Source organism: Leifsonia sp. HAY1-4F (assembly GCF_056755275.1).
In genome coordinates, this window is the sequence record NZ_JBNDHX010000076.1 from 1 (window position 1) to 18,854 (window position 18,854).

General features: G+C 64.7%; 21 protein-coding genes. 5 read left to right on the forward strand and 16 right to left on the reverse strand.

Annotated elements, in window-relative coordinates:
• The 6 genes from ACPYOG_RS13865 to ACPYOG_RS13890 all read right to left on the reverse strand — a co-directional run.
• The coding region (locus tag ACPYOG_RS13865) for a sugar-binding domain-containing protein (RefSeq protein WP_481294777.1) at window positions 1-608 on the reverse strand (608 nt) is incomplete at its 3' end.
• Window positions 609-682: 74 nt separating this feature from the next.
• Window positions 683-1,699, reverse strand: a complete 1,017-nt coding sequence (locus tag ACPYOG_RS13870) for a LacI family DNA-binding transcriptional regulator (RefSeq protein WP_481294778.1) — start codon at window positions 1,697-1,699, stop codon at window positions 683-685.
• A gap of 174 nt (window positions 1,700-1,873) precedes the next feature.
• Window positions 1,874-2,602 carry a sulfite exporter TauE/SafE family protein gene (locus ACPYOG_RS13875; protein WP_481294779.1) on the reverse strand — a complete coding sequence of 243 codons (729 nt, stop codon included), beginning with the start codon at window positions 2,600-2,602 and terminating at the stop codon, window positions 1,874-1,876.
• Between the two features lie 55 nt (window positions 2,603-2,657).
• Window positions 2,658-3,476 (reverse strand): SDR family NAD(P)-dependent oxidoreductase, encoded by an 819-nt coding sequence (locus ACPYOG_RS13880; protein WP_481294780.1) that lies wholly within the window; start codon window positions 3,474-3,476, stop codon window positions 2,658-2,660.
• On the reverse strand, window positions 3,464-4,276 hold the full coding sequence (locus ACPYOG_RS13885) for a sugar phosphate isomerase/epimerase family protein (protein WP_481294781.1): 813 nt from the start codon (window positions 4,274-4,276) through the stop codon (window positions 3,464-3,466). Before ACPYOG_RS13885 ends, ACPYOG_RS13880 begins: the two co-directional genes overlap by 13 nt.
• A gap of 47 nt (window positions 4,277-4,323) precedes the next feature.
• On the reverse strand, window positions 4,324-5,121 hold the full coding sequence (locus tag ACPYOG_RS13890; RefSeq protein ID WP_481294782.1) for an IclR family transcriptional regulator: 798 nt from the start codon (window positions 5,119-5,121) through the stop codon (window positions 4,324-4,326).
• 208 nt (window positions 5,122-5,329) lie between these two features.
• Here ACPYOG_RS13890 and ACPYOG_RS13895 point away from each other — a divergent pair, with 208 nt between their 5' ends.
• From ACPYOG_RS13895 to ACPYOG_RS13910, 4 genes are all read left to right on the forward strand, one after another.
• Window positions 5,330-5,881 (forward strand): type IV toxin-antitoxin system AbiEi family antitoxin domain-containing protein, encoded by a 552-nt coding sequence (locus ACPYOG_RS13895; protein WP_481294783.1) that lies wholly within the window; start codon window positions 5,330-5,332, stop codon window positions 5,879-5,881.
• Window positions 5,878-6,798 (forward strand): nucleotidyl transferase AbiEii/AbiGii toxin family protein, encoded by a 921-nt coding sequence (locus tag ACPYOG_RS13900; protein WP_481294784.1) that lies wholly within the window; start codon window positions 5,878-5,880, stop codon window positions 6,796-6,798. Before ACPYOG_RS13895 ends, ACPYOG_RS13900 begins: the two co-directional genes overlap by 4 nt.
• A 63-nt stretch (window positions 6,799-6,861) precedes the next feature.
• Window positions 6,862-7,455 (forward strand): RNA polymerase sigma factor, encoded by a 594-nt coding sequence (locus ACPYOG_RS13905; RefSeq protein WP_481294785.1) that lies wholly within the window; start codon window positions 6,862-6,864, stop codon window positions 7,453-7,455.
• On the forward strand, window positions 7,452-9,068 hold the full coding sequence (locus tag ACPYOG_RS13910) for an outer membrane protein assembly factor BamB family protein (RefSeq protein WP_481294786.1): 1,617 nt from the start codon (window positions 7,452-7,454) through the stop codon (window positions 9,066-9,068). The genes ACPYOG_RS13905 and ACPYOG_RS13910 overlap by 4 nt, the downstream gene beginning before the upstream one ends.
• A 97-nt stretch (window positions 9,069-9,165) precedes the next feature.
• On the opposite strand, the gene ACPYOG_RS13915 is transcribed toward ACPYOG_RS13910, so the two are convergent.
• The 6 genes from ACPYOG_RS13915 to ACPYOG_RS13940 form a co-directional block, all read right to left on the reverse strand.
• The gene (locus ACPYOG_RS13915) at window positions 9,166-9,645 is read right to left on the reverse strand and encodes a nucleoside/nucleotide kinase family protein (protein ID WP_481294787.1); all 480 of its coding nucleotides are present in this window, start codon (window positions 9,643-9,645) and stop codon (window positions 9,166-9,168) included.
• The gene (locus tag ACPYOG_RS13920; RefSeq protein ID WP_481294788.1) at window positions 9,642-10,568 is read right to left on the reverse strand and encodes an NADP-dependent oxidoreductase; all 927 of its coding nucleotides are present in this window, start codon (window positions 10,566-10,568) and stop codon (window positions 9,642-9,644) included. The genes ACPYOG_RS13915 and ACPYOG_RS13920 overlap by 4 nt, the downstream gene beginning before the upstream one ends.
• 72 nt (window positions 10,569-10,640) lie before the next feature.
• Entirely contained in the window at window positions 10,641-11,300 is a 660-nt protein-coding gene (locus ACPYOG_RS13925) for a TetR/AcrR family transcriptional regulator (protein WP_481294789.1), read from the reverse strand.
• Between the two features lie 56 nt (window positions 11,301-11,356).
• Window positions 11,357-11,713, reverse strand: a complete 357-nt coding sequence (locus tag ACPYOG_RS13930) for a hypothetical protein (protein WP_481294790.1) — start codon at window positions 11,711-11,713, stop codon at window positions 11,357-11,359.
• 96 nt (window positions 11,714-11,809) lie between these two features.
• Entirely contained in the window at window positions 11,810-12,715 is a 906-nt protein-coding gene (locus ACPYOG_RS13935; RefSeq protein ID WP_481294791.1) for a ferritin-like domain-containing protein, read from the reverse strand.
• Window positions 12,716-12,837: 122 nt separating this feature from the next.
• Window positions 12,838-13,455 carry an RNA polymerase sigma factor gene (locus tag ACPYOG_RS13940; protein ID WP_481294792.1) on the reverse strand — a complete coding sequence of 206 codons (618 nt, stop codon included), beginning with the start codon at window positions 13,453-13,455 and terminating at the stop codon, window positions 12,838-12,840.
• Window positions 13,456-13,696: 241 nt separating this feature from the next.
• Here ACPYOG_RS13940 and ACPYOG_RS13945 point away from each other — a divergent pair, with 241 nt between their 5' ends.
• The gene (locus ACPYOG_RS13945; protein WP_481294793.1) at window positions 13,697-13,996 is read left to right on the forward strand and encodes a hypothetical protein; all 300 of its coding nucleotides are present in this window, start codon (window positions 13,697-13,699) and stop codon (window positions 13,994-13,996) included.
• 102 nt (window positions 13,997-14,098) lie between these two features.
• Here the strand turns inward: ACPYOG_RS13945 and ACPYOG_RS13950 are convergent, their stop codons facing one another.
• The 4 genes from ACPYOG_RS13950 to ACPYOG_RS13965 all read right to left on the reverse strand — a co-directional run bounded on the left by ACPYOG_RS13950 (window position 14,099) and on the right by ACPYOG_RS13965 (window position 18,761).
• On the reverse strand, window positions 14,099-15,181 hold the full coding sequence (locus tag ACPYOG_RS13950) for an ROK family protein (protein WP_481294794.1): 1,083 nt from the start codon (window positions 15,179-15,181) through the stop codon (window positions 14,099-14,101).
• Between the two features lie 203 nt (window positions 15,182-15,384).
• Window positions 15,385-16,947, reverse strand: coding sequence for a glycoside hydrolase family 5 protein (locus ACPYOG_RS13955; protein WP_481294795.1), 1,563 nt, complete (start codon window positions 16,945-16,947; stop codon window positions 15,385-15,387).
• Window positions 16,948-16,966: 19 nt separating this feature from the next.
• Window positions 16,967-17,761 (reverse strand): carbohydrate ABC transporter permease, encoded by a 795-nt coding sequence (locus ACPYOG_RS13960; RefSeq protein WP_481294796.1) that lies wholly within the window; start codon window positions 17,759-17,761, stop codon window positions 16,967-16,969.
• Window positions 17,762-17,813: 52 nt separating this feature from the next.
• A complete protein-coding gene (locus tag ACPYOG_RS13965) occupies window positions 17,814-18,761 on the reverse strand; it encodes a carbohydrate ABC transporter permease (protein ID WP_481294797.1) in 948 nt (315 codons plus the stop codon).
• Between the last annotated feature and the right edge of the window lie 93 nt (window positions 18,762-18,854).

Here is an 18,854-nt window from a genome sequence, read left to right on the forward strand (position 1 = left end):
TGCCAGATGCCGGTCGTACGCGTGTAGAAGGCTTCGTAGTTCTCCGGCCGTCGGGACTGCTTGCCGCGGGCCTGGATGGTGCGGTGGTCGTCCTCGGCGAGGACGGAGAGTGTGAAGGCAGGGGTGGCGGTGGTGACGGAGGCTGCCGCGGATGCGCCGACCGCATCAGTGATGTCGATCGTGAACGGGGTGAACCCGCCGCGGTGACGGCCGACCTCGATGTCATCCACCCACACCCTGGTGTCGAAGTCGACCGCGCCGAAATGGAGCAGGATGCGGTCGCCGGCCCAGTCGGCGGGTACCTCGACCGTGCGCTGGTAGCGGACCGCCGGGTGGAAGCCGGTGCTGCCGACGCCGGAGCGCTCCGACTCCGGAGCGAAGGGGACGAGGATGTCGCGGTCGAGGCGCCAGGCGGTCGGGGCCGTAGTGGCGGGGTCCACGATGTCCGTCTGAGCCGCCTCCCCTGCACCGAAGCCGAAGCTCCACACGCCGTTGAGGTTGAGCCAGCGGTCGCGCACGAACTGGGGGCGCGGGTACTCCGCACGCGGCAGGGCCTGCGCGGCGGGAGCGTTCCCGTCCTGTTCGATTTCCCTCGATGCAAACGTCACGATCAGGATGCTAGCGCGTCGCTTTGCCTCGATGCAAATGCAATGTGGAAATTCGTGGATTCACCGGAGGACTATTACCCCACCATGCTCTGCGCCACCGGCGCACTCTCCCGCACCACAAGCCGATGCGGCCCGACCAGGACGTCGGGCTCCAGGTCCTCGCCCGCGAGCCTCCGCACGATCCGATCGAGCGCCGTCTCGGCAAGCCAGCGCTTGTCCGGGCTCACCGTGGTGAGCGACGGTGTCGAGAAGCGGCCGTCCTCGATGTCGTCCCAGCCGACGACCGCAACCTCGTCCGGCACCGAGACCCCCGCCTCGTGGAGGGTGCGCAGTGCCCCGAGCGCGAGCGCGTCGGAGAAGCAGAAGATGGCGTCGAACCGTTCACCACCGTCGAGCAGCCTCCGCATCGCCGCGGCTCCCTCCGGCCGCCGGAAGCCGTTCACGTACTCCACGATCTCCGGGAGACCGAGGTCGGAGTGGGCGGCGATCGCCGCGCGGTAGCCCTCGAGCCGCTGCGAACTCGCAGCGCGATGGCTCCGCTCGGCGCCGATGGCCGCGATGCGGCGGCGACCCTGGGCGAGCAGGTGCTCGACCGCCTCCCGGGCGGCCTGGAAGTTGTCGATCATCACTTTGTCGTAGCCCGGGAACTCATCCTCGCCCAGGAACACCAGCGGCCCTGCGGCGAGCGCCTCCAGATCCTCCGCCCTGAGCGCGAGCGGGCTCAAAGCGAGCGCGTCGAAGAGCGAGCCTCCGGCCGTGCGACGCAGCAGCGCGAGTTCGCGCTCGCGGTCGCCGTCGGTCTGGTCGACGACGACGGTCAGCCCACGCTCGGCGCCGCCCTCGACGAAAGCCCGGGTGAGCTCCGCGAAGTAGGCCGTGTCGAGCTCCGGAAGCATCAGCCCGATGAGGCCCGACCGGCCCACCTTCAGGCTGCGCGCGAGCTCGCTGGGCTGGTACTCGAGCTCGTGGATGACGCGAAGCACCCGCTCCCGGGTCTCGGGCGCGACATGGTCGAAACCATTGACGACATTGGAGACCGTCCGGACCGAGACTCCCGCCGCCTCCGCCACCTCACGACGTGTCGCCGCCATGCGTCCCCCCGCTCCATCGTCCCGTGTGATCCCTCGGTTTGCCTCGTGGCAACGGGGCGCGATCATCCTAGCGGGGAACCGAGCCGCGGAGCCGTCAGCCGAGGTGAAACCCCGCCGAGAGGGCGCGGGCACTGGGTGAGCGCGCAAGCCGGCCGCCGGGCGATTTCGGCAGTCTCAGAGGAGCGAGACGATGCCGTTCGCCACAAGTGATGCTGCGCTGACGCCCGCCAGAGCGAGCGTGGTCCACCTGATGAGGGTTTCGGATAGCCGGCCCGCGAAGAGAAGGGCGATGACAGCTCCGATGACCACCCCGGCGACCGCCCACCCGAGTTTCGAGACACCATTCACGAACGGTCCGAGAGCGATGAGCGTGACCAGGTTCAGAGGGAGGAAGAACGCCTGCATCGTCCCGCGCGCCACCGCTGCCGACCATCGCCGCGCCGATACGAACAGCGCAACAGGTGGACCGCCCACGCCCGTCAGAGCGGTCAACAGCCCGCTTGCAGCGCCCGTGATGACGGCGCCGCGTCTCCCGAGCATCCAGTGCAGTGGACGCCCCCGGGCAACAAGCACAGTGCCGAAGAGCACCGCCGCCCCGGCAAGCACGGTCAAGACCGGCGCGTGGACACTGCCCAGCACGAAGACGGCGGGAACGACGAGCACGGCGGCAGGAATGAGCAGCCTGACCGTGTCGCCCAGGCGTACGAACCGGATGGAGCGGGCCAGCACGACGGCGTTCAGCACGATCGAGATGATCAGGACGATGCGAATACCGTCTTCGCGGCCCAGCGCCAAGATCAGAAGCGGTGAGGCGATGAGCCCGAACCCGATTCCGGAGAGGACCTGGAACGCTGATCCCGCCGCGGCCGCCACCAGTACAGCGACATCAAGCCACTCAATCACCCGGATCGCGCTTCACGGGAGTCAGGATCGTCGTCACGAGGTACCCAGGCCGGCATCAGGCTTTTGAGCTCGGCCGACCAGGGATGTGGCTGAGGATCGATTTCGAATATCCGCCGTCGACGCAGATGTCTTGACCCGTGACGTAGCCCGATAGCGGACCGACGAGGAACTCGATGACGTTCGCGACGTCCATGGGGTCCCCGATCCTGTGCAGCGGGATTATGCGTTCGCGCTGCTGTTTGATCTGCGAATCCTCGTACATCTTCTCCGTCATCCGCGTGCGGGTCATTCCCGGAGAGACCACGTTCACGCGGATCCCGTCCGGTGCCCACTCCAGTGCGAGTGTCTGAGCGAGCAGCGTCAATGCGGCTTTGCTCGGGCTATAGGCGCCCGACCCGGCGTGTGGCATCTGACCGGACATGGACGACGTGAAGCACGCAGCACCATGACTGGCGGCCAGATGCAGGTAACTGGCTTTCGCGAGAAGCCACGCACCGCGCACGTTGACGGAGAACATGTCGTCCCAATCCTCAACGGGCAGCTCGCTCAACGGGCCAGGATTTGCGATCCCGGCATTCGAGACGAGTGCATCCAGGCCACCGAATTCTTCGACCGCAGCCGTTACCATCCGGGCCGGCACCTCCGGGTCGCCCAGGTTTCCCGACAATGCGATCGCAGTACCGCCCATCGACTGGATCGAGCGAACGATCTCGTCCTGCAGACGGCTTGGTTCATGCCCGCACACCGCGATCATCGGCTTGGCACCGCGAGCCAAGGCTGCCTCTGCCAGCCGCAGGGATGCCGCCGCACCAATGCCGCTGGTACCACCACTGACCAAAGCTCTCATCGCACGGTCTCCATTCAGACGTTCCATCCCTCGACTCTGAGGGCAGCGAGGGCCTTCTCGAACTCGTGCAGAGTTTCTTCTTCACGGATCACTTCGAGAACGGTGTTGTCCGTTCCGACTGTCGCCGCCACAGCGTCGCCCACCGCGCGAAAATCGATGACGCCGGTGCCGATCGGATCGTGGCCCCAGACGTCTGTTCCTGTGTCGGAGACATGCACGAGGGCAATCGAGTCGTGATGGGAGCGCAGAGCTTCGGCGGGATCTTCGCCGATGTAAGCGGCATTCGCGACGTCGTACACGATCTTGAGCGAATCATCGCCGACCGTCTCGACGATGCCTGCCAGCTCCTCGATCGTCGGAGTGAAGCAATAGGGGGTGTTTTCGAAGAGCAAGCGCACACCTGCCCGCTTGGCCAGAGGAAGCAGCTCGTCCAGGCTCTCGTAGAGCCAACCGTGGACGCTCTCGAGCGGTGGCGAGATCATCGGTCGCCTTGTGCCAGGTGAGATCACTATCTCGGAGGCTTCCCAGACCTCAGCGAGCTCGATGACCGACGTGATGTGGTCGATGCTCTTCCGCCGCATGCTGGCGCCGGGGCTCGCGAGGTTGATGTCGAACCCGCCGGCATTCAGAGACCTGATCGTGGCTCCACGCTGCTTCAGCTCTGCAAATGACTCGGACCGCTTCGACCCCGACATCTCATCGGGCCAGCAGTGGGGTGAGCTGATCGGCACCTCGAAGGTGTCGTACCCGTTCTCACACAGTTCTGCGATCGCCTCGACGGCAGTCGCCGACCACAGGTAGGAGAACGTGTTGATGATCATGCTCATGTCGGTTCCAATCAATATCCGCAATCGGTCACGCGGGCGACGGATGTCTAAGCCGTAAGCTTCTCCGCGGCAGCGAGGTACGCGTAGCTCGGCCAGCTGCTGGAAATGCTCGCTGCGGCTGCGAGCAACAGTGGTGAGAGTTCAGCCATCCGCGCGCTCGTCATGCGAACCGACGGGCCGGCGATGCTGATCGTCCCGGTGGCTTCCTGGTCGCTGCCCGCCCCGAAGATCGGCGCAGCAAGGGCATTGATTCCCGCATCCATCTCCTCGAAGGTCGTCGCGTAACGGCGACGACGAACCTCTTCGAGCTCGACGAGGAGCGCGGCCCGGTCGAGTGGCAGCCGCGCCGTGGTGCTGAGCTCGGCTTCGCGATCCAGCACTGCAGCCACCCGTTCCGACGGCAGCGTGGACAGCCACGCTTTCCCCGAGGCGGTCGCGTGGGGAACCGCATCCTGGCCCATGACGGGGTCGATGCGAAGAGACGAGTTCGAGCCTTGCGCCTTGGCGATCCACTGCAGAGAGTCGTGTGTCGCCACAGCCAGCCGGACGAGCTCCTCGCAGTCGGCGGCAAGCGAATCCAGCGCCTGCTGAGCCCACGCATCCACGCCCGAGGAGGAAAGCTGCCGAAGCCCGAGCGCACCGAGCCGATGAGTCGCGAAGTAGGCGGACGTTCGAGGATCCTGCTTCACGTAGTCGACTTCGACGAGCGCGGCCAGCAGGCGGTGGGCGATGGCCTTGTTGATGTGGAGATGTTCGGCGATCTCGCTGACTCGAGAACCCTCTGGATGGGGAACGAGCAGCTCGAGCGCGCGCATCGCGTTCGCCACGTCATTCGCCAAAGCCATGACCTTCTCCTCGCCATCGTGGTTGTAACCGTGTTACTGTAACGCCGTTACCACCTTGCCACGCGGTTGCGCCGGCTGTCAAGACTCGATCCAGGCACTTGTCTTGCGCCGCTTCCCATTCCAGGCGAACTCCACCCGGGGCAACCGCTAGGAATGTCAAAACTATCCCGAACTTGGTATAGTTTTGACAATCATGGAGGTGGCCGGAATGACCGTGCAGGCAGACCTGTGGGACGTTGCGACCGAACATTACGGTTTCGTCACAACCCGCGCCGCTCGTGAACTCGGTGTACGCCCCGGGGAACTCGCCAAACTGGCCAACCGCCACCAGTTGCGTCACGTCGCGCACGGGGTCTACCGCTTCGACCAGCTCCCCGTCACCGACCGCGATGGATACATGCTGGCCGTCCTATGGACCGGTGCCGACCGAGCAGCGCTCGGACACGAGACCGCACTTGCAGTGCACGAACTCTGCGAAGTGAACCCAGACCAGATCCACCTGACCGTGCCTCGCCAGAAGCGAATCCGTCGCGACGGCGGCGAAGGGTACGTGCTCCACCATCAGGACCTCGAACCGCGGCAGATTGGCTGGTGGGAAGGCATCCCGACCGTGACACCCGCCACAGCCATCGATCAATGCATCGACTACGGCACGCCGCACTACCTGCTGACTACCGCGATCAAGACAGCCCGCAAACGAGGAGCAATCACCGAAATGGAAGCAGCGCGGTTGCGCCGGAAACTCAGACGGCGTCAGTGACCCGAATCGACCTGTCCACCCTTCCCGAGGAGGAGCGGACTCCCCCGACGGTCGCAGCCCTCAACGCGTGGGTGAATCATGCAGCCAAAGAGCTTGGCATCGGCGACTCTGGCCGACTGTTCTGGCAAATCGCCTCAACGATTGTCGTCGCCGCTCTGCAACGAGTCTCCGACCCAGAGTTCGGCGCGCTTTTTCTCCTTAAGGGAGGCGCCTTCCTCGAGCAACGACTCTCGGCAAGATCCCGAGCCACCAAAGACGTCGATGCGATGTTCCGCGGAGAGGTCAACGCTTTTGCACAGAAGCTCGACGAAGCACTGACAGAACCATGGGGACCTTTCACGTTGAGCCGTTCAGAGATCGAGACCATCAACGTGCCGGCGCGACGGGTGAAACCGCGCCGGTTCGATGTGCGACTTGACATCCGAGGTCGGGTCTGGCGCAAGATCCAGGTCGAGATCGCATTCGCCGACGGCAAGACACAACCCGGTGCCGAATACGTGCCGGCGGACGACTTCGGATTTTTCGGGCTCGAATCGGCCAACGAGCTGGCTACCATCTCGCTTGCATATCAGGTAGCCCAGAAACTCCACGCCTGCACGGACCCACACGACCCGCCGGCCCAGCGAAACGACAGAGTGCGAGACGTGGTCGACTTACTCCTGATCAAAGAACAGCTACTGCTCGACGGAGTCGCCCTGATTGAGGTGCGGGCTGCGGCCGAGGCGGTGTTCGCCGGCCGGGCGGCGGAGGCGGAGTGGCTCGGGTTTGACGGGCGGAGGTGGCCGCCAGTGGTTGTCAGTAACGAGATCCGGGTAACCGACTATCCCCGCGTGGCCGGCAAGGCAGACGTGACGTTGACGCTCGATGAAGCGATTTCCGCAGTCAACTCCTGGATCGAGGAGATCGCTGCCTCCTGAGATGCCGGGTCCCCGCTGTTGCTTCATGATGGAACCTTTCCGGCCGATCGGACACTAGGGGATATGAGCAACGCTGGATTGGACGAGGCAGACGCCTGGTCCCGGGCGCGAGACGGGGATCCTGACGCGTTCACTTCCCTGTTCGACAAGCATCGCGACCGTGTCTTCGGCCACGCACTGCGGCTGGTCCGCCAGCCGCACGACGCCGAGGACGTCACCGCGATGGTCTTCCTGGAGGCGTGGCGACGTCGCGACGCGGTTCGCATCGTGGACGGCTCCATCGTCGCCTGGCTTCTCGTCACGGCGAACAACACCGTGCACAACTTCGAACGCAGTACACGCCGTCACCGCGCGGCGCTCGCCCGCATGTCCGAACCCCGCAACGAGCCCGATCACGCAGACGGGGTCGCCGATGACCTCGACAACCGGGAGCGGGACCGACGTGTCCGCGATGCGTTCAATACCCTCTCGACCGCCGATCAGAACGTGATCACACTCTGCGTGCTGGAGGAGCTTTCGCTCGCTGAAGCGGCACGCGCCCTCGGCGTACCTGTCGGAACGGTCAAGTCCCGTCTCTCCCGCGCCAAGCGCCGCCTCGGCGATCTCGCGCTCCTCTCCGAACCGATCCACCCCGCCCTAGAAGGAGGTGCAGAATGACCGCCACCGGCCCCGCTTTCGACCCGGCTCGCAGCGCCATCCTCCGCGACATCCTCCACGAGACCGTCGCCGCCGGACCGGTGCGCCCGTCCCGGACGCGTTTCGCTCTCGTCGGCGGCCTGGTGGGAGCGGCCGTTCTCCTCGCCGGGGGAACCGCCGCATTGGCGCTCAGCGGGGTCCTGCACTTCGGCTCACTGGAGCCTGCACCCCTGCCGGATCCAACACCGAGCACCACCTCCACACCGACGCCGACGCCGACGCCGACTCCGACATCGGCGCCGTCCCCTCGTCCCATCGGCGTTCAGACCACGCCGATCGAGCGGCACGACGTCGACCAACTGGGAACGGCTCCGTGGTCGCTGGACCTTCCGGGCACGGGGCGCACCTGCGAGCAGCGTCATGTCTACGACATCGCCGACGGCCTCGCTCTCGTTCAACTCGGAGCTCACGTCGTCGGCGACGGCAGCCCCGATTGCGTGGACGATCTGCAGCACGTCTCGCTGTCTCTCGTCGACACCCGGCAGGGCACAGCACTGTGGTCGCGGGAGTGGACCTGGCATGCTGCGCCGCTGTACGACGTCGACGTCATCGTGCTGGGAACATCGGGGCGGGTCCTCGTCGCCGACCAGGCGCTGGGAGGCGGACCGCACGACGTCATCGACCTTGCCACCGGCCGGACTCTGGCGGACTTCGCCGGCAAGAAGGCCGACCCGATACTCAATGCGGTGGCCGTGCCGGGCGATTCCGGCGACATCGTCATGAGCACGCCGAACTCGATCGTCCGGGTGGACCCTCGCGACGTGCACAGTCCTCGGTGGTCCACGGACATCCCGGGCAAGTCGGCGGGGGTTTACCCGATGGTGGGCGACACAGACTTCCTTCCCGTCAGCATCCTGTTGAACGCACCCGGTCCCGACGGCCGCGCGTACGAGGACATGCGTATCGACCTCCAGACCGGACGGTTGGATCCGGGATGGAGCGTCAACGCCCTCATCGGCACCGAGTCCCATCCGGCGGTGATCTCCCAATACGCTTCGGGGCAGCCCACCGAACTCACCGGTCTTGACCGGTCGGGAAGGACGACCTGGACCCGGCAGCTCTCACCGGGCTCTGATGTCTGGCCCGTCCGCGCATCGACTGGCGTTGCCGGCGCCGACGCGACGACCGCCGCTCCTACCGATCTCATTGCTGTCGTATCCACATCCGAGTTGACCATCCTCGACGCCGGGTCCGGTGTGGCACGCTGGTCCGCTCCCGTCACACGATGCGGTCTGACGGCGGGTGCCGGCGGATTGCCGCCGATCGCCAGCATCTTCCTGGACACCGAGCACGACGCCGTCATCGTCGTCCACGACGGCACCCGCACTTGTACCTTCACAGCGTCGACGGGGGCACCTCAGCCGCTGCCGGATGTGCCGAGCGGGGCGACGCTTCTCTTCGGCCCTGATAACACCTATGTGTTCTCGATCCCGCCGGGTGGCGACCTCACGGCGTTCGACCGGCAGACGGGGACGAAGCTGTGGAGCTCGACCGCCAGGGACCCGGGCTCATGGTTCTTCGCAGGCGGCTACCTGGTGCGCCTGAACGGGGACCAGTTGGCAGCGGTGCGCTGAGCCGCTGCGGATCTGGGACCTACGAACGCGTTCCACTCCGGGGTGGACCACCTGCGTACGTACGTGGTCTCAGCCGGCTGACCTCATCCAGGGACACTCAGCAGAAATCGGCCCACAGGCGCCGGGGCCGTTCAGGGTCGGTGCCGTCCAACATGACGGAGGCCGCTTCTCGCGGCGATCCCAGTTGGTTCAGGTCTGAGGAGACGAAAGTCCAGTCCGGGTCGCGGTCGGGATCGTGGTCGACCCACAGCGAGAAGTTCCAGAACCCGCGGAAGCCGGCGCTCAACAGTTCCGTCCCGTCGGCGACAAGGACCGCGTCCTGGGAACGGAAGGGCGCGATGATTCGCTCTCGCACGAGGTTCGGATCGATCGAAGCCGGAACACTCTGACGCTCCACCTGTGCTCCCGCATCCCTCAGCGCGGTCGCGAGCAGATCGGCTACGCGCGAGATCTCTTCGTCGGCATTCCCGGTCACCGCGATGAATCTCGGACCGCTGCGATAGTGGTGGAGGAATTCGGCCGCGACTCCGCGGTAGAAATCGTCGGTATCAGAATTCGTCGTGTCGATGTCGGTCATTTGTCCTCCTCGGCGACTGTGACAACCGTCTTTCCTTGTGACCGTGTTCCACTCGAGAACGCGGCGGCAGCGTCCTCGAGCGTGACGACTTCCGCGACGAAGGTTCGGAGGCGACCGGACAGAACCCGTCCCGCGAGATCGCTGAGCTGCGACCGGTCGGTTTCGACGACGAAGAAGCGCGTAGTGATGTCGGATCGATTCACGTCGGGCGGGCTTGCGATAGCGATCACGGTGCCGCCCGGACGCACAGCTCCGGCAAGGCGCGCACCGATGGTGCCACCGAGTACGTCGAACAGGAGGTCGACGCGCAGCGCCTGATCGATGTCTCCGGCGTCCAGGTCGATGAACTCGTGCGCGCCTGCCTCGATGGAGCGGTCGCGATGGCTCTTGCGGCCGGCGCCGATGACGAACGCGCCGGCTTCTCTAGCGAGCTGGCTGACGAGCGTGCCGACGCCACCACCCGCTCCGCTGATCAACACCGTCTGACCGGCACGCAGCCCTCCGTGCTGGAAGAGCCCTTGCCATGCCGTGAGCCCGGAGATCGGAAGGCTCGCAGCGGTGACGAAATCGATATCCGCGGGCAATGGGGCGAGGTTGCGCGACTCTACGGCGACGAATTCGGCCAGAGTCCCGTCCCTCGTCCAGTCCGCGACGCCGAAGACACGCTGACCCACCGACAACCCGCTAGTTCCGTATCCGAGTTCCTCCACCACGCCGGCGAGCTCGTGGCCTGGAATGCTCGGGGTGCGGTCGCGGCCGGCCCGGTCCGTCCAAGTGCCCGGCCACGCCAGCTCCCCTGTCGTGTAGCCCGCAGCGTGGACGCGGACGATCACGTCGTTCTCAGCGGCGTGCGGATATGGACGGTCTTGGAGGGTCAGGCCGCTGGTTCCCGCGGCCCGGTCCGACACGGTGATCGCCTTCATTGTGGCTCCTTAGATGGCAAGGTTTGCGTCGCGACTACTACTTCTGTCGCTGAATGGGCGCGCCGGGTGCAATCACACCGAGAGTTGATTGAGGGTCTTCTCGTCGACCAGCGCAAGGAGTTCGAGGTGAGCGATCGCCACGTCGATCGCCGTTGCCATCGGCGCTACATCGTGCGATGTCTGCGCCAGCAGGTATCCCCCTTGAACCGCAGCGATGAAACCGATCGCGAGTCGATCCACGTCTGCCTGCGGCGGGATGGTTCCTTCGAGCTGGAAGCGCCGAAACACCACTCTGAAGAGCTCTTCCCAGGCGTCGAACAACTCGCTCAGCTTCAGCCGTGCTACCCAGTCCTGGTCGGCGACTTCATTAGCCAGGGAACCAAGCGAGCAGCCGTAACGGCCGTTCTGCAGAGCGTTGGTCTCGACTATCGCGTCCCGCCATCGCCGCAGGCCCGCGAAGCTGCGCACATTCTCGAGACGCTCGCGCTCGCCGCTGATTTTGATATCCCCGACGTATTCGATGACGGCCCGTACGAGTGCCGGCTTGTCATCGAAGTGGCGATACAACTGTGACTTGCTCACCTTGCTCGCGGAGACGACGTCGTCGAGGGTGGTGCCGCCGACACCGCGCACACGCATGAGATCAGCCGCGGTCGCCACGATCTTCGATCTCGTCTTGGCTCCGCGAGCCGTCAAGCGCCTAGCCGCGCCCGGATGCGAGCTCTCGTCCACGAGGTCATCCTAGGGCCGGAGGACCGAATGAGGCTGAAAGGTCGACGCAATCGTCGCTACGAGGAGCCCAGTCCGGCCGGCCCGGATCTCTCCAGCCTCTGCACATCCCAATAGAGGCAGTCCACGAGGTCATGCGCCGGACAGTGCGGTCCCGCGTCCTCCTCCGAACCCGTCGCGATGCGCGCGAACTCACCCTGGGCCTTGCCGAGCAAGGCAGCGAACTCGTCCTCACGCACGACACACCCCACGACACCGAGCCACTCACGGAGGAGCGTCTCCACATCTTGGTGGTACACCGTCGAATCCACCCACACCCGCTGAACGATCCCAGCAATCTGATCCGCTCGCGGAGCGGGCCCAGCACCATCCATCACCGGAAACGTCTGCGGCCGCTTGGGCTTCTTGTCTCTCATTGTTCCTCCATCGCGACGGTGGAAACTGCCCACAGCGGGATGCTCCTCGTCGGCCGTTGCCGCCGTCGGGACGTCTCCGGTGAACATGCTTCCCTGCTAGGCCGTCTGCGCGCTCTCTCGGAGGTCGCCATTGAGACCGTTGGGATAGAAGCCACCGGAGGTGACGCGATCCCCGGTCAGGTACACGATGTTGAGGATGTGCTCGGGCGAACGACCATAAGCGCGTCCTTCGGCGTCGGTGGGGACCAGATTGAGGGTCTCGGCATCGCCGATGCTCTGGTCGTCGGATCCGACCCCGTCGACGGCGCCGCGAACGTTGGAGATCTTCTCCACCGCTCTGAAGACGCTGTCGTCGATCATGCCCTCGGTGTAGAGGGACGTGCGAACGATTCCCGCGTGGTACGCCTCAGTGGCCAGAAGGCCAGCAGCAGCGTCGAGGTACGTCTTGTTGGTGATGAACGGCGCTGCTCCCTTGAAGGCGGTCACTCCGACGTCCTCGAACAGGTATGCGGCGAACAGGAAGTTGAGGTCGTTCGCGTACGCGTCGAACGTCTCTCCCGGCTTGATGAGCCCAGCTGCGAGCGCGGCCGCGGTGAAGCTCTGGTCGAGGGAGATCGCCGGCCGGGACACGGCAGCGCTGCCGAGCGCGTTCCGGAGGAACGCGACGTGGGCACGCTCGTCCGCCGCGATCTCCGCGGCGACCTTCCGGATGACGCTGCTCCTGAACGGCACCGGACGGCCACCGCTCACGTCCCCACGCGTACCCGTCCCCGTGGTCATCTCGTCCGGCAGCGTCATGCCGCTGGCACGCAGATAGAACTCGGCCTCGAGGTACTCGAGGTTGAGCGCGAAGTTCAGGATCGAGCCGTCGCTGATCTCCGGCACTTCAGCACCGGCATCATCGGTACCGGCAGCTGCGACCATGCCGGCGAGAGTCGCTCGGTCGGCGTTGGTCTCTCCGCTTCGACGAATCGCCGCTGTGAGGAAGTCGTTCTCGGACATGTCAGACCCTTCTCTGTTCTTTCGGATGATGGTCAACAGTTAGCGGCACCGTGGCCGCCGACCTTTCCTTATGGACGCGAAAAGATGTTGAGCAACCAGGATCGGCTGGACGAGCTTGTTCGTTACGCAACCCCTACCCGCCGCGTGGAAACCCGGTTCACCCGGCCTTCCAGATAACCGTTAGCCGTCAGGTAAGCGCGGATTTTGCGGCGCGCATCGAAGACCGTCTTGTAGATCGCACCGGGAGTGGAACCGGACCGGACCGAGATCGCATCGATGGAGATGCCGTTGACCACGATGGCTACGAACAACTGCCGCTGACGTTCGGTGAGTGTCTCGACTGCACGCTGCACTGCCTCGATCAGGTCGCGTTGCTGCGCTTCGGCGAGGGGATCGGACGCGGCGAACCGTTCCGGCAGACGATCCCAGTCCTCGGGCTCGAGGGCGACAGAAGGGCGTCGCCAGAAGTGCCGCCCGAATTTGCTGGCGATCTCGAGAACGACGAAGCTGTACGCCCACGTCGTGAAACGGCTCTCGCCGCGGAATGTGGGGAGCTTTTCGAGCAACGCGATCATTGCATCGTCGGCGGCTTGATGGGCGATGTCCTCGAGTTCGGGACCGCTGATGCGTGCAGCTGGTCCCCGCCGGTAGGCCTCCTTCAGCCCGACCTTGAGCAGCAGCTCGTGTAGTCGTGCATGAGCGGCGCGACACTCTGCGCCGTGACCGCTGAGGGCGGTCACCCAAGTAGATGAGTCTTTGTCCATGTGGGGTGGACCTCGATTCGGTGTAACGGAACTATTCCGTCCACTTTAAATCCTCTCAGGATGTTGAACAACGTCAGAAGCTGGCCGAAATCTGGCATTTTTTGCGTCGGTCAAGGCCAACGGGCGCAAAGACTTACTGGACTATTTCATTCTTTAATGTGGATACTGGACGGATTAGACCACTCCGTATCGAATCGCGACCTCACCGGGAGAAGTCATGCCGGAAGACATCCTCGACACCGACGACGCCACCCTCCGCTTCAAAGAACGGGACTGGCGCGTAGAGCGCACCGCGGCCTACGAATGGTCGATTTCCAGCGCCAGCGGCAATGCTGTCGGCACGTTGCGGTGCGTGACGCCCCTCGGCAACGACGGCTATCCGGTGTTCGACCTCAAACTTCCGTACGCGCCAGAGACGAAAGAAACCGAGGGCACGGACTGGGTCTCCATCCTCGAGTACGGGATCAACGAATACATCGACAGGGAGGATCTCGAAAACCCGGGGTACGTCGAGTGAGCGGTCGACGCCGGCGGCTCGGGTCCGCTCCGTACACGGAACTCACACCGGAGGACACGTGGCAAGCATGCGGCCGCGGGCCTCGACAGGCCGCCACGGATCTCAGTTGGTGGTGGGGAATTCCCGGTGAGCGCCCGTGCCGGCATGAAGAATACCGCGCGGCTCATTGAGCAGGATGCCCAACGGCATCATTGCGGCGCCGAGCGCGACTGTGTCGCCACCGAACCGGCACGCGACCAACTCGAATTGGTTCCCCGGTCGGTCGAGTGCGGAATGACGGATCGCAGCTTCGATGCGTGGGCCGAGCGTCTCCATGAGGCGCAACCCCACCCATCCGCCGATGATCACACGCTGCGGGTTGGTCAGGTTCACCAGGCCACCAACGGCTGATCCGAGCGTCTGCACCAGTTCCTCTACAACGGACGCAGCGACTGGGTCGCCTGTGCGGTCCGCGTCGAGCAGCTCACCGATCGCCCGCCAACCGGACCCGTCGAATCGTCCGCCCGCATCCCGCCAGCTGTCGAGGATGGCGTCCGCTCCGAGATAGGCCTCGACGCACCCTCGCTGTCCGCAGCGGCACAGTCGTCCGTTGCGTTCGATCTTCAGGTGGCCCCATTCCCCTGCGCTGCTCATGTGCCCGTGGGCGAGTTCGCCGTCACTGACGATCGCCAGGCCCACCCCTCGACCGAGAAGCAGCACCAGTGCCTCCTCGACGTCGCGCGCCGCACCGTTCCACATCTCCGCCATCGCCAGCGTCTTCGCCCCGTTCTCGGCGAAAACAGGGATGTCGCCCGGGACGAGTTCTGTGACCGGCACTGCCGGCCAGCCGAGGGTCTGAGCGTAGAGAACCTGTTGTCCGTTCTCATCCCATTCAACGATCCCGGGGAGCCCGAGACCGATGCCCACCATTCGCTCCCATGCGCCCGGATTGCGTTCACGCAACGCGTCGACCGCCTCATGGAGGTCCTGGGCTATCGCGTCCAGGCTCTCCTCTTCTCGTCCACCGCGGAATTCGCGGTCGACACGCGTCATCGCGAGATCGAAGAGTTCGACTGCGACGCCGCGCTCCCCGACGTCAGCACCCAGCAGGTACGCGCCGGAGGGCTTCGGCGCAAGCAGCGTCACCGGACGGCCCCCCTGGGAGGCAACCATTCCGGCCTCGATGACGAGGCCTTCGCTGATCAACTCGGTGGCGATGTTCGTGACGGATCCGACAGACAGGCCGGAGTCCCGCGCGAGCTCCGCACGGGACATGCTGCCGGCCAGAATTATGCGCCGGAGCGCCTCGCGACGATTGCGCTGACGCACGTCACTTACTCGCGCCGGCGCCGAACCACCGGCGCCGACGCTGCTGGCGGCTGAAAGTCCCGTCATGCTTCTAGAACTTATCAACCGATCGCCCCAGGGATGATCCGCGAGATCGCGGTGGGCGCGGTCGCGACGACCCGCAGCCCGCGGTCGCTGACATGGATGCGCACCGGCGCGTCCCTCCCGGCCCGATCCAGGACCCGAGTCGTCTCGGTGTCGATCACAGTCGCGACCTCGTATTCGACCCAGTCATCGGCCTCGAGCTCGACGACGAGCTCCTCCGCAGGGTGATACGGCCGCCCGTCGGACTGTTCGAACGGATTCGCCGGGTTGTCCCCCGGTTGGCGCCAGGCGATGGCCACGCCGTCGCCGTCACGAATTCCGGGAATGAGGGGATCGACCCGGGTTCGGTAGGACTCGCCTACCCCGCGATAGCCGAAGCCCCAGCTGGGCAGCACGGCCGGGCGCTCTGCCAGGAGCGCGGCCACAACGTCGACCCGTGCTTCGCAGTTCTCGATGCGCACGGCAGCGAGGAGGTCGTCGAACACCCGCTGGGCCTCGGTTCGTGCAATCGCCTCCGGATCGTCGATGCTTGCGACGACCTTGGCCCATCCGGCAGGCGGAACGATCGAGATGGGCGAGGTGACCGTTGCGACCTTCTTCCACGGCCAGAAGCACCAACCGATTTCATACGTCTCGTAGAGACGGAACGCAGCGTAGATCCACTCGACGGTGTTCTCGCCGCCCTCGCCCATATAGATAGGCAGCCCGAGTCGATCGCGTGCTTCAAGGAAGGCGGCGATGCTCCCGACGTCCGGCGGCGACCAGTACTTGTGGAATTGAAGGCAGGAGTTGTCGTCCCAGACCTCCGTGAAGATGTCCCAGTTGGTGGCCCAATGCGAGCCTTCGTACATGATCAGATGATCCGGGTCGTGCCTTCGAATGACTGCAGTGAGGTCTTGATACAACGTCGCGAGCTCCTCGGCGTACCGAAATTGCCATTCGTTGGGCAGAGGTTCGTTCAGGAGGTCGTAGCCGAGCACCACGGTCTCGGTCGCGTAGCGTTTCGCCAGGTCTTCCCACAACTGGATCGTCCGCGACCGGTATTCGTCGCTCATGAAGAGCTCGGGAATCCCGTGGGGCGAGTCATCGATGTTCGTGCCGGTCTGGCCGCCGGGCGCACCGTGCAGGTCGAGCAGCACCCAGAGCCGGTGGTCTCTGCACCAGCCGATGAGGCGATCGATCATCGCATATCCCGATTCGATCGGGGCGCCGTCCTCATCCTGGATCACGCGCGCATTGATCGGAAGCCTGACGTGGTCGAAGCCGCTGGCGGCGATCTCGCGGATGTCCGCTTCGGTGATGAAGACGTCGCGGAACCGCGCCCAGAAATCTGCTGCCTCCGCCTCGCCGATCAGACGGGACACGAGCGCCTCGATCTGGCGTGGGGACTCGGCACCCGGGCCGAACCGCCACATGTACCCCTCGGGGAGCATCCAGTTGCCGAGGCCGACTCCACGCAGGATGAGTGGCCGTCCTGTTCCGTCGACGAGTCGGGCGTTGCTCGCCCGGACGAAGCCGCTGAAGTCCGCGGGACGCGGTTCGAAACGACGATTGTCGGGCGGTGTCGCAGAGTTGCTCACAGTGATCTGTCTCCCCATTTCATTTCAAGCCCGAGAGCGCGAAGCCCTGGATGACGTAACGCTGGAACACGATGAAGACGATCAGGATCGGCACCACCATGACGGTGGACGCTGCCATCTGAAGCGACGGGTTGACCGCGAGCTCCTTGTTGAGCAGGGACAGCCCCACCGACAGTGTGTAGAGGTGCTGGTCGTTCGCGATGACCAGGGGCCAGAGAAAGCTGTTCCAACCGGTGATGAAGGTGAGCACGGCCATCACAGCAAGAATCGGCTTCGCCAGCGGCATCACGATGAGGAGGAAGGTCCGGATTTCGCCTGCGCCGTCGATCCGCGCAGCCTCGAGCACCTCGGTCGGAATCGTGCTCATGAATTGCCGGAACAAGAAGATGCTGAATCCGCTCACGAGCGTCGGCAGGGCGATTCCCACCAAGGTGTTGGTCAGTTTCATGCCGTTCAGAATCAGGTAGGTCGGGATCATGGTGACCTGCACCGGGATCATCATCGTCGCGAGCACGAGGAAGAACATCCATTGCTTTCCCCGGAAATCGAACTTGGCGAAGGCATAGCCCGCCATCGCCATAAGGAACAGGCCGACACCCCCGATCAGCACGACGACGATGGTGTTCGCCAGGTACTGGCCGAAATCGAGTTCGGTGAAGAGTGTGCGGAAGTACTGCAGCGTCGGCGTATGCGGCAGGAGCGTGGGAGGGTAGGTGAGAGATTCCGATTGGGGCTTCACCGAGGTGGACAGCATCCAGATGAACGGAAAGGCTGTGACGACGGCACCGACGGCCAGCGCAACGCCAATCACCACCGTGAGACGGCGACCGCGCCGATTCGTCGACCGGTGACGGAGGGCAATGAGGCTAGTAGTCAACGTCGGACCTCCGTAGGCGCAGCTGAGCGACGGTGATGACCGCGATCAGTACGAACAGGATCAGCGAGCCCGCGCTGGCATATCCGAACGCGCTCTGTTGGAATCCCTGGTGGTAGAGAAATATCGAGATGGAGGTGGTCGCACCGAGGGGCCCGCCGTTGGTCAGAACGAAGGCTTCGTCGAAGAACTGGAACCACGAGATGATCGTGGTGACCGTGACGAAGAAGATCGCGAAACGCAGCAGCGGTACGACGATCGAACGGATCTGACGCCACTCGCCGGCGCCGTCGAGCGAGGCGGCTTCGAGATACTCGCGAGGCACACCCTGGAGCGCGGCGAGGAAGATGATGATATTCAGTCCTGTTCCACGCCAGATCGCGACCAACGCCACAGAGAATTTTGCGAGCACCGGGTCGGACAACCACTGGACGGGCGGAATGCCGACCAGGGAGAGCACCCAGTTCAGCAGCCCGAACTGCGTGTTGTACAGGTAGCCCCAGACGAGCGAGATGGCCACGATCGCCGTGATGGCTGGGATGAAGTAGAACGCGCGCAGCGAGCGGAAGAACCAGTTTCCGCTTCGGTTCAGGAGCAGGGCGACGCCGAGCGACACGAGCACGACGGATGGAACGCCGATGATGACGAAGAAGGCCGTGTTGCCGAGCGCTTGCCAAAAGTCCGGATCGGCGAACAGCTTCACGTAGTTGGCTGCGCCGATGAAGTTGACGTTGTGCCAGTCGGCGAGGCCCGAGATGTTCATGTCGGTGATGCTCACCGCTGCGGCGACGACGATGGGGAACACCCCGAATGCGAGCAGCAGCAGCATCGCGGGTGCGATGAAGAGGTAAGGCGTGAGCCTGCCGCGCCCGGGTCGGGCCCGGGTCGCGGCAGTTCGCCGTCGTGTCCTCGCGGTCGTGAGGACATTCGAGACAGCCATGCGGCTCCTTCGGTGCGGATTCGAAAAACAGTGGATGGGGTGGGCCGCTCGCGGAGCTGTCTCTTATACACATCTGACGCTGCCGACGACGGA

Bases quoted from the DNA above. Each gene is read 5' to 3' on its own strand.
- ACPYOG_RS13870 (WP_481294778.1), bottom strand. From the start codon at position 1,699: ATGGCGGCGACACGTCGTGAGGTGGCGGAGGCGGCGGGAGTCTCGGTC.
- ACPYOG_RS13880 (WP_481294780.1), bottom strand. From the start codon at position 3,476: ATGGAACGTCTGAATGGAGACCGTGCGATGAGAGCTTTGGTCAGTGGT.
- ACPYOG_RS13885 (WP_481294781.1), bottom strand. From the start codon at position 4,276: ATGAGCATGATCATCAACACGTTCTCCTACCTGTGGTCGGCGACTGCC.
- ACPYOG_RS13890 (WP_481294782.1), bottom strand. From the start codon at position 5,121: ATGGCTTTGGCGAATGACGTGGCGAACGCGATGCGCGCGCTCGAGCTG.
- ACPYOG_RS13895 (WP_481294783.1), top strand. From the start codon at position 5,330: ATGACCGTGCAGGCAGACCTGTGGGACGTTGCGACCGAACATTACGGT.
- ACPYOG_RS13905 (WP_481294785.1), top strand. From the start codon at position 6,862: ATGAGCAACGCTGGATTGGACGAGGCAGACGCCTGGTCCCGGGCGCGA.
- ACPYOG_RS13910 (WP_481294786.1), top strand. From the start codon at position 7,452: ATGACCGCCACCGGCCCCGCTTTCGACCCGGCTCGCAGCGCCATCCTC.
- ACPYOG_RS13915 (WP_481294787.1), bottom strand. From the start codon at position 9,645: ATGACCGACATCGACACGACGAATTCTGATACCGACGATTTCTACCGC.
- ACPYOG_RS13920 (WP_481294788.1), bottom strand. From the start codon at position 10,568: ATGAAGGCGATCACCGTGTCGGACCGGGCCGCGGGAACCAGCGGCCTG.
- ACPYOG_RS13930 (WP_481294790.1), bottom strand. From the start codon at position 11,713: ATGAGAGACAAGAAGCCCAAGCGGCCGCAGACGTTTCCGGTGATGGAT.
- ACPYOG_RS13935 (WP_481294791.1), bottom strand. From the start codon at position 12,715: ATGTCCGAGAACGACTTCCTCACAGCGGCGATTCGTCGAAGCGGAGAG.
- ACPYOG_RS13945 (WP_481294793.1), top strand. From the start codon at position 13,697: ATGCCGGAAGACATCCTCGACACCGACGACGCCACCCTCCGCTTCAAA.
- ACPYOG_RS13965 (WP_481294797.1), bottom strand. From the start codon at position 18,761: ATGGCTGTCTCGAATGTCCTCACGACCGCGAGGACACGACGGCGAACT.